Origin of the sequence: Novipirellula artificiosorum (assembly GCF_007860135.1) — a bacterium.
Lineage (GTDB): Bacteria > Planctomycetota > Planctomycetia > Pirellulales > Pirellulaceae > Novipirellula_A > Novipirellula_A artificiosorum.
The window spans coordinates 75,456-89,343 of record NZ_SJPV01000014.1; the positions used below are offsets into that span (position 1 = coordinate 75,456).

Genomic DNA, 13,888 nt, shown 5'->3' on the forward strand with positions numbered 1-13,888 from the left:
GCTTATGAAAGAGTCCGCTCAAACCGGCGCCGGGATTCCGTCGCCTGAATCGCGACCTTCGCAAAGAATCGACGTCGTCTGTGCAGCGGACGATGCCTATGTGATGCCGCTTGCCGTGACCCTAAAAAGTGCTTGCCGCCATCTCGGAAGTGGCAAACGAATCCGCTTGTTCTTGCTTGCCGGCGAGATTTGCGACGAAAACTGGTCAAGGCTCCAGCAAACCCTCGTTGACGAACCCATTGAAATCCACACAATCAAACCTGATCTTGATGTGGTTTCTGATCTGAGTATTTCACACCACATTTCACACACCGCCTACTTTCGACTCTTAGCGGCAGAATTGGTGCCTTGCAAAGTCGAGAAGGCTATCTACCTCGATGCTGACTTGTTTGTCAAAGAGGATCTTGCTCGTCTTTGGGATTTGCCCATCGAACAACACGATTGCCTGGCGACGGCTGACATTGCATGTCCCTTTGTTGATGCGAGAGTTGGTTGTGCGAACTATCGCTTGGCAAACCCTTACATGGCGGCGTTGAGACCGATTCGAAACTATCGAGAATTGGACTTGGACGGTGCAAGTGAGTACTTCAACAGCGGCGTGATGGTGCTGAACCTTCATCAATGGCGAAAAGAAAACGTTGCGGAACGTTTGTTAAAAATACTTCGTGACAATCGAGAGCACGTTTGGTGCTGGGACCAGTATGCACTGAATGTGCTATTTCACGGCAATTGGGGACGATTTGAGCCACGTTGGAACCAGGGGGCCCATGTATTCGAATATCCTTCCGAAGCCCATGCACCGATTGATCCTCAGCAGTGGACAGACATGAGAACCAACCCGGCGATCGTACATTTCACGACGGAGTTCAAACCCTGGCAAACCTCTTCGAATCACCCTCGTAGCGAGGTTTTCTTTGAGGGGCTTGCCGCGACGGCATGGAAAAATTGGTGTCTGCCGGAAACGGCATCGAGCTTCAAGCAATGGTTCAACCGGCGAATGATCGACATGATCAAGCGATCCACCATCACTTTTCGTAAACTTGCATCGGTAGGGTCACCATGATGAATTCGATCCTTACCCTACCAAGTCGTGAAGAGACGAAAGACGCCAAGCCGCTGCTAACCCTCTTTACGGTTTTGAAGCCATTTGAAGGCGAGGCGGATTCACATCAGCGAAATGCGATCGCGAGCTGGCGAGCGCTTGAGCCAGATGTCGAGATTTTGCTGGTTTCGAATACTCGCATCCCTGAGGACGTTCGCTCTCAGTTCCACTGCTATCAGGCCACCAAGATAAACCGATATGGCACACCACTGCTGGATGAAGTCTTCCGTTTGGCAGCATCCAAAGGCCGAGGTGCGGTTAGAGCCTTCGTCAACGCTGACATCATTTTGGATCATCGATTTGTAAATGCTGCTGAACAACTGATGCAGTCCAAACTACACTCCTGGCTCGCAATTGGACAACGAATTGAGCTGGAGATGCCTAACCGAATCGACCATAGCGATGACCAATGGATCAGTGACCGTTTTCAAGAAATTGGATCACGTGGCACGGCTGCATCCAGTTTGTGCAAGGACTTTTTTCTGTTCCCTGCCGACCTCTTCCAAGATATTCCCGCCTTTGCCATCGGACGTGGCAACTGGGACAACTGGATGGTTTGGAAAAGCAAAGCTTCCCACATACCCGTGGTGGACATCAGCCAAGTCGCGCCGGTGATTCACCAAGAACATGGATACTCGCACGTCCCAGGCGGTCGGATGTCTGCGTATGTGAGTGGCCCGGAAGCTCGTGAGAACCAACGGCTTGCGGGTGGCCGAAACTGGCTGGTCGGCAGCACGCCGAACTGGAGGCTGGATAAAGAGGGAATACACCCAATGCGTTTTGCAACGCTTCGGTTTTCCAAAGATCTGCTGCGTGTCGCATCGCTACTTCGCACGATGATCGGGTTTCCGAATCCGCGTCGTGTAGTAAAGGAGTCTGCGAAGATTGGCGTTTCGGCCGGCGCCAAAGATGAGCATTCAGACCCGGGCGATCCTACCGACAGTGCTGCATCGCCATGATCGAACTCACATTCACCCTTTTTGAACGAATGAACTCCTTCACCCAGCTTTCGATTCTCGTTGGATCGATCCTTTTGATCTGGTCGTTGGTTCACGTTGGTCTTGTTGGGTTCTTTAGCGTCATCGTTGTACGAAATCGGTTAGCGAGGTCGGAAAAGGACACGGTCACCCATCGTCATTTAAAGGCTTCGGTTCTGATGTCGCTTCGTGGCTGTGATCCGTGCCTCAGCCGAAACTTGAAGAGCCTGCTGCATCAGGCTTATGACGACTTTGAGATCATCGTTGTTGTTGACAGTCGCGACGACCCGGCATGGGATTTGACGCAGCAGGTCAAATCCGCCGAAGACACTGCCGATCGCTTGCGGATCTTTGAGTTGCAGAATCCGTCGACGACATGCAGTTTGAAATGCAGTTCCTTGATTCAAGCGACTCAGCAAATCAGCCCCGATAGTGACGTGGTTGTCCTGATCGACGCTGACGTGGTTCCGCATACGAACTGGCTGCATGACGCACTGCGGCCGCTGTCCGATCCCAAGATAGGCGTCGTGACGGGAAATCAGTGGTTTTCGCCGCATCGCCCTGATCGCGGATCACTACTTCGCAGCATCTGGAATTCGGGTGCGATGGTGGCCTCGGCATTGAACTCAAATCCGTGGGCCGGAACCTGTGCAATGCGGGTTGCTGACCTGAAGCGGTCTGGGCTCATCGAAAAATGGAACAGCTCGGTCGTCGACGATGGCCCCATCAAAGTAGCGTTTGCGCGGATCGGGTTACAAGTGTTTTTTGAACCGAGATTGATCATGGTCAACCGTGATCAATGTACGGCGGCTTTCGTGGGACGGTACGTAACGCGGATGCTGACATGGTCACGGATCTATGAGAAAACATTCGCGAACACAGTGGTTCATGCGGTCGCGATGTTCGCCTTGCTGGTGATCTCGCTGATGACTTTCCTAGTGGCCTTGCTGCTCCGGGATGAATTCGCGGCCCTGCTTGTCGGAGCTTCGATGTTCGTCTCGAATCTGCTGATGTTCGTTGGATTCCGATCCGCTGAGCACGCTGTCAGCCATGCGATCTCCCCTCGCCGCAATGAGAATCAGTTAGAGCCCATGACGTGGTTGAAGGCGACTTGGGTGTTCTTATTGCTACCGATCTGCCAACTGGCTCATGTTTTTTGGACGATCAAAGCCGTCTTCGCACGCCAAGCATCCTGGCGGAACATCACGTACCGTTTGGATTCACAGCAGCGAGTAAAAATGGTTGCCTACCAACCTTACAAAGCCACTCCGTGTACCTCATCGAAATCCACGAGATCGATTTGATGAGAGACCCCATCTTGATATGCGGTTGTCCTGGATCAGGCACGAGTTTGTTGGCAAAGATGTTAAGACATTGTGGCGTTTTTTTGGGTGCCGATGCCGGCCCCTTGAACGATCGCAAATTTCATGAATCGGCGAGTTTTCGCAATGCGAACAACCAGATTTTGTCCTCGACCATCAACTTCCCCCATGCCCCGAAGGGTGAAGAGCAATTTCACGCTCACAACAAGCGAATGTTAGCGAACATTCACGCGTTCAAGCAGGCGATTGATATTGAAGGGATACAGAGACAATTCTGGGCGAATCAAGAGCAGGACCAGCCATGGGGCTGGAAAGATCCTCGCAATTCGGCGACCGCGATTGTCTGGCAATCGCTTTTTCCGAGATTGAGAATCGTGATCCTCGAAAGAAAATGGAGAGCGGACGTTGCCGCCGAGCGCCCCAATAGCCTCGCTGGCGAGTGGTTCCGTAAGCAATCGTCTTCGGGCATTCGCTTGCTCTACCAAAACCCGGTTGGCATTGACCGAGCCAAAAGGATCACTGTCGATTTTGATCGGTTGATCACGAATCGCGACGAGCTGAATTCTGTGTTGCGTTCCCTTGGCTTGAGACATCTTGAGGTCAAGGATTTCTCGGCTTTCTCAACCGCGGTGGGTCTTGAGTCCACCTTGCCCCATCCACTTCGGTGATGAGGCCAACGTACCGTGATCGGCGAGGATAATCGACAGTTCGATCGGCAAACGACGGATCCGCTCGACACGTCGTCTGCCTTGCCCGGGTGTTTCATGAAGAGGTTCAAGAACGAGAACACAACAAGGCAATTTCGCTACACCGATTCTACTCGTATCGCAGTGCGTCGATGGGATCGAGCATGGACGCTTTCCGAGCGGGATAGTAGCCAAAGACAATTCCAACAGTGGCGGCGACACCGACGGCAATGATGGGAGCCCAAAACGACATCTCGCTCGGCCAACCCATCATCCAGCCAATCGTCATCGAACTGACGTGTCCAAGTACGATGCCGAATAGGCCTCCGATCAAACAGAGCACGGTCGCTTCGATGAGAAACTGCCGTAGGATTGCATTGCGATTTGCACCCACTGCCATGCGCAGCCCAATCTCTCGGGTCCGTTCGGTCACGGAAACCAGCATGATGTTCATGATGCCCACGCCACCGACGAGCAACGAAACCCCGGCGATGATCAATCCAAGTGCCGACAGCCCCGCGACAACCTGTTTGGTCACTCTCGATACCTCCGTGATATCCTGGATCTGGAAAACATCAGGATCCACGTCGTGGCGGCGTGAAAGAGCTTGACGAATTTGCTGGCGTGCTTCCGGTACGTCCTCAGGTGACAAAGCTTGAACGTAGATTTGACTGAGATGCTCGTTGCGAGTGGATCGACGGAGAGATGCCAGTTGCATCTTTGGCATCTGATCACCAAAGGCAGCGACGCGATTGACGGAACTTGTACTGCTGTTCAAGCGATATTTAAAGGTCGTCCAAGGCGCAACCATGATATCGTCTTGATCATTTCCAATCACATCCCCTCCCTTTGCTGACAAAACTCCCACAACGCGAAGAGAAACTCCGTTTGCTCGGATCTCTTTTCCGATCGGGTATTCGTCGCTAAACAACTCCTTTGCAACGGTTTGGCCGATGATGCAGACCTTTAACGCGTCGTACACGGCCTCCTCGCTAAACAGTTGCCCCATGTCCATCTCGGACCAAGTTCTGCCACGAAGATAGTCCGGAGAACTGCCAAGCACGAACGTTGGGCGGCAGCGACGGTTTCCGTACACCAATTGGACTTGGCCGTGAACGATCGGTGCTGTCAGTCGAACGGCGGGACACTGCTCCAGCAGCAGTGAGACATCATCGGGTGTCAGCGGTACATAGCGCCGCCGCCGACCCGAACTCGGTGTATACGTTGAGGAGACATTGAGCATGTTGGCACCCATGCTGGCAACCGTATCTCGGATCGCTCTCGAAGAGCCGCTACTGAGTTCCATGACATTCACGACGGACGCGACACCAATGATCACACCGAGCATGGTCAGCGCCGTGCGCAACGCGTTGGTTCGCAGTGCAGCCAACGAGACGGTAACCGCGTTCAAAATCGAAGCCAGAACTTGTCCGGTTGCGCGGGAATCGAGTGATAGGGGTTCCTTTGAAGCCGGTTTTGTATTGACGATTGGCGTCTGCACGGAATGCGTATGATCGTTGGCAATGACGCCATCCTTCATATGGACAACGCGGTCTGCGCTGCGAGCGACTTCGGCATCGTGAGTCACGACGATCAGGGTGATTCGATGCTCAAGGTTTAGTTTACGAAACAGCTCCAGTATTTCTTGCTCGGTTTTCGAGTCAAGATTGCCGGTCGGTTCGTCAGCCAGTAGCAATTGGGGGCGGTTGATCAATGCTCGAGCAATCGCTACGCGCTGGCGTTCGCCACCTGAGAGCTGGTTGGGTGCATGGTCCATTCGCCCCGCCAAACCCACGATGCTGAGCAGATGCTTCGCGTAGGCGACTCTTTCGGATTGTGTGCGATCGTCTGTCGCATACAAGGTGGGAAGAAGAACGTTGTCCAATGCAGAGGTGCGAGGCAACAGGTTGAAATTCTGAAAGACAAATCCGACGTGACGGTTGCGGAAGACCGCAAGCTCGCTGCTCGAGAGACCCGAAACATCGATTTCGGAAAACTTGTAAAGACCCGCAGTCGATCGATCTAGGCTGCCCAACAGATTCATCAGCGTCGTCTTGCCGGACCCGGAGGACCCCATCAGTGCGACAAACTCACCCGCATTGATGTTCAGCGTGATCCCTTTCAGCACAGGCAAAGGCATGTCGCCCACCTGGTATGTCTTGCAGATATCGCCGAGCTCGATCAAACGGGGGTCTCCTGGTTGCAGTGCCGTTTCATTGGAATCATTCGCGACGCCTTTGCAATGCGACAAAGTCATCGGAGCGTTTTTGCTGTGGGAATGATTCTCGCGAGGGTTGTTCGAGTGACGACTCCCACCACAACGGGCAAATCCGACTCGAATCCGTCTCCAACCACCTCCGTTTGCACGCCGTCGTCGATCCCAACGCGAACACTCATGGGGCGTACTTTTCCGTTCTCACTTGGAACCCAGACATAGGCTGTCTGACCCTCGACGGGGCGATTTGGGTCATCGCCTGCCGTGAGTGAATTCTCTGGAATGGACTGCACCATCTGCTCCGATTCGGGCCACCACTGAAGCGCACCGGTCGGCACCAACCATGCTTGGTTTCGCCTGACGATTTCAAACTCGACGTCCGTTGTCATGTGCGGCAATAGTTCGACATCCGGTTGGTCCATCCCAACAATCACATCGTAGGTCACAAAATTGCCGTGCATTCGGGCGTTCAGTAAGATCTCTTCGACACGTCCGGTCATCGTATGGTCGCGATAGGCATCGACCGTGAACGTCGCGGGCTGCCCCACCCTTACTTTGCCGATGTCGCTTTCACTGACCGATGCGCGAATCCTCATCTGGTTCAAATCTTCGGCCAGCAGAAAAAGCCCTGGATGGCCAACGCTCACGTACTGGCCAAGGTTTGCTCGACGATCGATGACGACCCCGTCGATCGGTGAGCGAATGGTGGTCTGAGCCAAACTGATCTCGGCGTGATGCACTTCGGCAGCGACTTGATCAAGCCTGGCCTGCCCGACAGCCAACTGAGCAGCTGCCATTTCCTTTGCGGTCACGATCTCATCGTAATCGCTTTGAGCGTTTGTCGATCGAAGCCGATCGGCGCGTTCCAACGTTCGGCGTGCTTGTTGAAGCTGCGCCTGCAAACGAACGATGTCGGCTTGTGCCAAGCGGTAGGCCGCCTTCGCCTTTTCCAAGCCGAGTTCATATTGCTGGGGATCGAGTTGAAATAGAATCGTATCTTTGGTGACACGAGATCCTACTCCAATGGACTTTTCCGAATCGTTGCCATCGGTTCCAAAGTGAATGATCTTGCCGGCCACATCCGGTCCAACCTGAACCACTTCATTTGGCTCGATCGTCCCCGTTGTCCCGACCGTGATCACAAGGTCACGGCGTTCTACGTTCACGGTCCGCAGTTCTGGCAAGTTGTCGGCTTCACGAATCAAACGTACGGCGATCGCGACCGTCAGCACAAAGCCGATGGCCATAAAGCCGATCGCGGCGCGGAGCAAAAACGGTCTTTTTCTTCTCGTTTGACTCACGCGGCCACTCCTCGCTTTCGCAAGTGATCGATTCGTCCGTCGACGAGTTCTACAATCCGATCGGCCGCGAAGAAGTAGCGATCATCATGCGTGATGGCTACGACGGCCCGGCCGTCCCTCGTCAATTTGGGCACGATCTCTCGGTAGAAGATTTCTTTAAAGGTAGGATCTTGTTCTGCGGCCCACTCGTCGAATACGAACACCGGCCGCTGGTCCAAACAGGCGACAAGCATGGCAAGTCGTTTGTGTTGGCCCCGGGAAAGTTTGTGCGTTGTCAGCCTTCCCGTTTCGAAATTAACCTTGTCGTCGATGCCCAGCAAGTTTGCCCAGTGCTTCAAAAGGAGGGGGTTCTCGTCGATCCCAAGCAAGCGATCAAACAAGTGCCCCTCGACGAAGACCGTCGAGAACAGTTGCCGGTAATCGCCCATCGATGCTGTGTCGATGGTCTGTCGGTCGACCAGAATGTCACCAGACTGTGGAGCATACAGTCCGGTTAATAGCTTCGCGAGCGTGGTCTTGCCACTTCCATTTCCGCCCACGATGAACAGCACTTCACCAGGCAAAACCTGCAGATCGATTGGCCCCAAATGAAATCCCTCTTCGTCGTCGTTCGGCGAATGATAGGAATAGGAAACATCTCGCAGTGCGATGGATCGAAACCCTGTATCCTCTGTGGTGACACTGGGTGATTTTGCGGGATCGATCATCAGGCCGAGGGCATTGATTTTGTTCAGCGAAATCGCGGCGCTGTTGAGCGCAGGTAGCCAACCGAGAATGCTATCAAGCGGACTGGTGAGGTAAAGAATCGTCAACGTGTAGCCCATCAGTGTTTCAGGCGTCACGGTCCATATCCTGGGCCAGACAAAGATCAGCAAGCCAATGCCAATGAACAGCGAAAGTCGTCCCCAGGTGTGCGCACCTCCGAGGATATCGGTCCCCTTAATCAACCGCTCTCGCATGGCCGTGTCGGCTGGCAACAGAACGTCGTACATAAAATCGACACAACGTCGGTTATTGGCTTTCAGTTCCTTGATTCCGAAGACCATCGCCTGAAGTTGCTTGCTGACTTCGTCGCGGTCTTCGCGGGCGCGACGCAAGTGATGATTCGCCCAGTGGACTCCGGCTAAATAGCTTGCAATCCCCAGCGACGCCATGATCACGGTGCAGCATGCCAAGGGAACGGATAGGCTGGCGAGGTAGCCGACACCACTGACAAGAACCATCGCACTTGCACAGACCGATGGAAAGTTCGACAACGCAGCGGTTATCGCACCCACATCTCCTTGCAGCGTTCCGAGCAAACGGTGTGGACCTACGCTTTCCAACTCAGGCAGTGGAGCTGCCATGATCCGATTGCACAATTCAAACTGCAATCGAGCGGCGGTCGATTGTGACAATCGAGTCAGAATGCATTTCGATAAGACTTGCAGAACCAGGACAACGGCGCAGGCGGCAGCGAAAAGGAATGGCAGCAAGCTGGACTGCGATGCCTCGCCGCTAAATGCCCTGTGTATCAGGGTGATCAACGCCAGCGTGGCCAAGCCGCTACCGCCACCCAGCACCACCGATGCCAGACTCGCCTTCCATGACGATCGCAACATGAGGAAAAAGAGATTCATGGAACGTCGAATCCCTAGTAACGAGCAATTGTGTACATTCTTCTCTGTTTTACAGAGGTCGTCAAAGGGCGATCGCGTCGTGGCAACAACCCACTCCAGTGGACCTGTAGCAAATGCCAACCCTCGTCACCAATACCAGTTGGCAGAAAGAAAGAATGGGGGGACTGGGGGGATTGCCCCTCAGGCCTCGCCGTTAGGTTCGCAAGCGTCGAAAGCAATGTGGGATCACGAGGACCGGAACGTCGCCTTGGCCCATGACATCGGCACTCAACCAGTTCTCGACCAGACTGCCGCGACTTGCCCCCATCAAGATGATGTCAGCTTTGTCGTTCTCCGCCACACGAAGAATGGTCTCGACCACGTCCCCCTCGCTGATTCGCGACGTAACGGCTACCCCCACGTCGCGTGCGGCATTTGAGAAGACAAGGCACGATTGAATACCGACTTCATCGGTTTCGCCTTCACGCAAGATGTGCAGCACAACGACATCGGCTCCGGTTCGTTTCGCAACCTGCATCGTATACTTCGCCACCTCGTAGGCGGCTTCCTCTCCTGCGGTGGGAATCAAAATACGCATCAGCGTTTCTCCTTAGAGTTCAGGGTGTCGAGTCGACAGCCCCATTGTACCGAGGATCGGACTTGAAGTTCGAGCAAGGATTTTGCGGCATACAAGAGGAGCTACGCCTGTTCAATATCTGCTAGGATTGACTCACGATGTATCGACGAAACGGTTAGTCGATGGGGCGATGAGTTTGCGGCAAAATGATGGACGTGAGGCGGATTGATGGTGCGTGTGCTGGATGATCGGTTTGAACGAGGTTTCAAGGTTCGAGTTCGCCGCCGGTTCCCTGCAACCTGCTTGATGCTGGCGTTGTTGTTGATGGGGTTGAGTTCCTGTGGCCCGCAAGTGATGTCGGTGCCCGCTCCGGGGGCCAAGTTTGATGTCGATAGCGTCGAGCTGCCATCCCTTCCCGATTCGCTTTCATTTCGCGACTACAACACGGTCGAGATTGCGGAAGTCGACCTGGGGGTTCCGCCAGGCAGCCCTGGCGAAGACGACAAAATATGGGTAATGCGGCCGAAACGGAACAAGCGGAACAACGATCAGGAAAGATCTTATCCATGCGTTTTCGTTGCTTCCGCTGGCGCGACGGTCTTGACGGGTATCGGAATGTCGACCGCAGAAATGGGACAGTATTCCGCTCTGACTCGACAAGGGTTTGTTGTTGTTGGCTACGGCACGGACGGGCATATTGACGAGACCACAACGGACCGCCAATTCATTGACGCCCATCGGCGATTCCGGGCTTCGATGTCTGGGCTGGTGAACTCACGCAACGCAATCGAGCTCGCACTCGCGAAGGTTCCCTCGATTGACCCGAATCGTTTGTATGCCGTTGGGCATAGCTCCGCAGCAAAACACGCGTTACTGTTGGCCACGCATGATCCACGCATTCGCGGATGCATTTCATTGGCGGGGTTTGCGGATATTCTTCAAACCGCAGACGCCCAAGAGCAGGCCAACTACGATTCCGTCCTTTCCGATTGGCGCGAGTTCGCCGTAAAAGCCTCGCCGGCTACCCACGCAGACAGTTTGCAGTGCCCGGTTTACTTGTACCACCGAGACGGGGACCTTGTGGTTTCGGCTCGCAATTCAATGAACTTCGCGGCGCAGCGATCCAACGCGAATTTGCCAACCAAACTCGTCATCAGCAGTGGCAGTGACCACTACACGGCAGTTCGGCACATCGATACGGCGGCGAGTTGGCTTGCCGACTTGGATGATTGCCTACGCACAGGCAAGACCTTCGTCAACGGGCGGATCACCGATGATGCACCTTTTCGCCAAGCGGCCATCGAGGTTGTCGTGACGACTGACCATCCGTCGTTCTTGCGTCTTCCCTTCCCAGCCGCCACGCGTGCCGCTGAACTCAACGACACAGGATTTCTGGCCATCACGAATGATGAACTTGGCTTCCTGCTGTACCCTCTCGGTCAATGGAAGCCGTCAATCGAACCGGTGTGGATTTTTCCGACCAAGGGAACACCCCAGTCGATGTGTTTTGCGACCCATCAGTCGTCTTCCCCGATCCAGACGCCCGAGCGATTGTTCGCTTGTGTCTCAGCCCAATCCGAAACGGTCGATTTTTGGGACTACCATAAAGCTGGCTTGGTGGATTCCATCGCGCTGCCGGCCGAGGCTGTCGATCAGCCCTGGCGCTCCCTCGCAACGCACCCCGCTGTAAAGGATGGAACGGTCTTCTTGGCGGCGCGCGATCCAGACTCGGAGGCAGTTCAACTTTGGAAAGTCGGACCGAACCGGGATGCGTCCTCTTCAGGGAAGAGTCTCGGTGCTGAAGACGGCAAGTTGAGCTCGAGCACCGTTGGAGCGTTTCCTTTTGAAATTCCCATGACGGACTATGTCAGTCAAACTCCAAGAATGCGTCAAGCTCATGCGGAAACGATTGCTGCGATGGCTGGCCGACTAAGAGGCCGCCCGCTTCCGCGCGTCTTGGAACGCGACGGCCATTTTTTTAAGATCGAACCAGATCAAATCTCCGTCACCCCTTTGTTTGGTGGAGAGCCTGTCGCGACCTTTCCTTTGCAAGCGGAAGAAAGGCAGGCGGTCCTTCACGCTGACGCGGGCGGTGAGGATCGCCCAAGTTGCTTGGGTTGGCTGATGAGCTCCCAGTACTGTATCGGCATCTTTCCAACCTCCGCCATCGTGATCAGACTCAATTCACTCCGCTTACCACAACCCGTTAAGACAGAATTTGACTCAAATGTCACGCTTTACTCGGGGCGTCGGGTGACTCAGCGACTCGGGGTCAACAGGAGCGAGCGTCCAATTCGACTGAGCTTGAATGGCGAATCTTTGCCATTTGAATGGAATGCGTCAGAGAGCGAGATCGCGTTCGAAGTGCCGAAGCAAGCTCATGGCGTCTCGACCTTCGTAATCGGTATCGACGCAGAACGCGACTACACCTGGTTGCTTGAAGGTGAGGTGTTTGACGCAACCAATCCATCACAATCGAAAAATGCAATCCGAGGAACTCAGGATGGCGAAGACCATGCTATTTGAAAAGCTGATTGGAAGTTGGGAAGGCATCTGTCGCACTTGGTTTGAACCGAACCAACTCGCCGACGAGTCAGAGGTGGCTGGCAGAATGGCGTCGTTGCTTGAAGGTCGGTTTCTTCGCCACACCTACCAAGGTACGTTACGAGGAAAACCTCGCAATGGGGAAGAACTATTCGCGTTCAATTCCGTGACGCAGGCCTTCCAGTTGTCATGGGTGGATGACTTTCACATGAGTGACGCCATTCTGTTTTCGCAGGGCGAATCTTCGGATCGCGGCTTTGACGTTCGCGGCGTGTACGATGTTGGAGAGAATCTTCCCCAATGGGGCTGGCGCACAGTGTTCCAATTGATTGACGATAGTCATTTGGTAATGACGGCGTACAATGTCAGCCCTGATGGATCCGAAGCGAAGGCTATTGAAACGGAATATCGACGAACCAAGAATCTTAGGCTCACGCTTTCAAACTAAGAGAGGATGCGTTCGCCTCCAACAAGAAGGAATAGAACATGAGAACAAAAAACTATATCTGCTTCACGACTTGCTGCATTTTTTGCATCGCTGCCGTCACCTCACCCACGCTTGCTCAAGACACCGGCCAGGAGACTAGGACCAGGCCTGCCAAGAAGCCGGACAGCTACGAGGCCGCCGTTCCGACACCCACGCTTTCGGGCATCCGTTACGGCGAGCACGAGCGGCACATCCTCGATTTCTGGAAAACGTCTTCCGATGGGCCAGCACCGCTCGTTTTCGTCATCCATGGCGGTGGTTGGGTGGGCGGTTCGAAGGAGCGAGTGCAGCGGTTTGTGGATGTTCCCGCCCTCCTCAACGCTGGCGTCTCGGTCGCAGCGATCAACTATCGGTACGTTCGCCAAGGTGTAGAGGAAGGCGTCAAGCCACCCGTGAAAGCACCGCTACACGACGCAGCCCGCGCCTTGCAGTTTGTCCGTAGCAAAGCCGACGAGTGGAACATCGACAAGGCGCGTATCGGTGCGGCGGGAGGTTCGGCGGGAGCCTGCTCGAGCCTGTGGCTGGCCTTTCACGATGATCTCGCAGATCCCAAAAGCGACGACCCCGTTGCCCGTGAATCGTCGCGGCTATGGTGCGCCGCCGTCACCGGTGCTCAGACCACACTGGACCCACAACAGATGGTCGAGTGGACGCCAAACAGTAAATACGGAGGCCATGCCTTCGGAAAAGCCGACTTTAGACAGTTCCTTGCCGAGCGTAAAAGCATACTGCCATGGATCGCCGAGTATTCTCCCTTCGCGCTTGTGAGCAACGACGACCCGCCGGTTTACTTAATCTATTCCAGTCCACCCGCGCTCGGCCAGAACCAGCGAGACCCAACCCATACCTCTAACTTCGGAGTGAAGTTGAAAGAGCGTTGTGCGGCGGTCGGTACCGACTGCGAACTCGTGTACCCCGGTGCCGCCGGTAAGAAGCACGAGACCCCCACGGCTTACCTCATTGCAACCCTCAAGGATTCCGCTGCAAGGGACCGCAATTGATGGTCCAATCCGTTCACGTCGACATCCATTCGTATTGCACAGCCCAAACCCTGTTGCTGTTTTTCTTGTATCCTCTCG

11 protein-coding genes are annotated in these 13,888 nt (G+C 54.5%); 7 read left to right on the plus strand and 4 right to left on the minus strand.

Annotated features, from left to right (window positions below; genetic code table 11):
- Window positions 1-4: 4 nt before the first annotated feature.
- From Poly41_RS27675 to Poly41_RS27690, 4 genes are read left to right on the plus strand one after another with little or no spacing between them, the layout of a single operon-like run.
- Window positions 5-1,063, plus strand: coding sequence for a glycosyltransferase family 8 protein (locus Poly41_RS27675; protein ID WP_146530618.1), 1,059 nt, complete (start codon window positions 5-7; stop codon window positions 1,061-1,063).
- Window positions 1,060-2,061 carry a hypothetical protein gene (locus tag Poly41_RS27680; protein ID WP_146530619.1) on the plus strand — a complete coding sequence of 334 codons (1,002 nt, stop codon included), beginning with the start codon at window positions 1,060-1,062 and terminating at the stop codon, window positions 2,059-2,061. The genes Poly41_RS27675 and Poly41_RS27680 overlap by 4 nt, the downstream gene beginning before the upstream one ends.
- On the plus strand, window positions 2,058-3,383 hold the full coding sequence (locus Poly41_RS27685) for a glycosyltransferase (RefSeq protein WP_146530620.1): 1,326 nt from the start codon (window positions 2,058-2,060) through the stop codon (window positions 3,381-3,383). The genes Poly41_RS27680 and Poly41_RS27685 overlap by 4 nt, the downstream gene beginning before the upstream one ends.
- Window positions 3,383-4,069, plus strand: a complete 687-nt coding sequence (locus Poly41_RS27690) for a sulfotransferase (RefSeq protein WP_146530621.1) — start codon at window positions 3,383-3,385, stop codon at window positions 4,067-4,069. Before Poly41_RS27685 ends, Poly41_RS27690 begins: the two co-directional genes overlap by 1 nt.
- 148 nt (window positions 4,070-4,217) lie before the next feature.
- Here Poly41_RS27690 and Poly41_RS27695 read toward each other — a convergent pair whose 3' ends face one another.
- From Poly41_RS27695 to Poly41_RS27710, 4 genes are all read right to left on the minus strand, one after another.
- The gene (locus Poly41_RS27695) at window positions 4,218-6,344 is read right to left on the minus strand and encodes an ABC transporter permease (RefSeq protein ID WP_231615993.1); all 2,127 of its coding nucleotides are present in this window, start codon (window positions 6,342-6,344) and stop codon (window positions 4,218-4,220) included.
- Window positions 6,341-7,603: an efflux RND transporter periplasmic adaptor subunit gene (locus tag Poly41_RS27700; RefSeq protein ID WP_390621497.1), complete on the minus strand. Its 1,263-nt coding sequence runs from the start codon at window positions 7,601-7,603 to the stop codon at window positions 6,341-6,343. Before Poly41_RS27700 ends, Poly41_RS27695 begins: the two co-directional genes overlap by 4 nt.
- A complete protein-coding gene (locus tag Poly41_RS27705) occupies window positions 7,600-9,222 on the minus strand; it encodes a cyclic peptide export ABC transporter (RefSeq protein ID WP_146530622.1) in 1,623 nt (540 codons plus the stop codon). The genes Poly41_RS27700 and Poly41_RS27705 overlap by 4 nt, the downstream gene beginning before the upstream one ends.
- Before the next feature lie 193 nt (window positions 9,223-9,415).
- Window positions 9,416-9,799 (minus strand): universal stress protein, encoded by a 384-nt coding sequence (locus Poly41_RS27710; protein ID WP_146530623.1) that lies wholly within the window; start codon window positions 9,797-9,799, stop codon window positions 9,416-9,418.
- Window positions 9,800-10,006: 207 nt separating this feature from the next.
- Between Poly41_RS27710 and Poly41_RS27715 the strand changes: the two genes are divergently transcribed.
- Genes Poly41_RS27715 through Poly41_RS27725 form a run of 3 tightly spaced genes read left to right on the plus strand, consistent with a single transcriptional unit; the run spans window position 10,007 to window position 13,810 of the window.
- Window positions 10,007-12,304, plus strand: a complete 2,298-nt coding sequence (locus Poly41_RS27715) for an alpha/beta hydrolase family protein (protein WP_146530624.1) — start codon at window positions 10,007-10,009, stop codon at window positions 12,302-12,304.
- Window positions 12,282-12,770, plus strand: coding sequence for a DUF1579 domain-containing protein (locus Poly41_RS27720; protein WP_146530625.1), 489 nt, complete (start codon window positions 12,282-12,284; stop codon window positions 12,768-12,770). The genes Poly41_RS27715 and Poly41_RS27720 overlap by 23 nt, the downstream gene beginning before the upstream one ends.
- A 38-nt stretch (window positions 12,771-12,808) precedes the next feature.
- On the plus strand, window positions 12,809-13,810 hold the full coding sequence (locus tag Poly41_RS27725; RefSeq protein WP_146530626.1) for an alpha/beta hydrolase: 1,002 nt from the start codon (window positions 12,809-12,811) through the stop codon (window positions 13,808-13,810).
- Window positions 13,811-13,888: the final 78 nt, after the last annotated feature.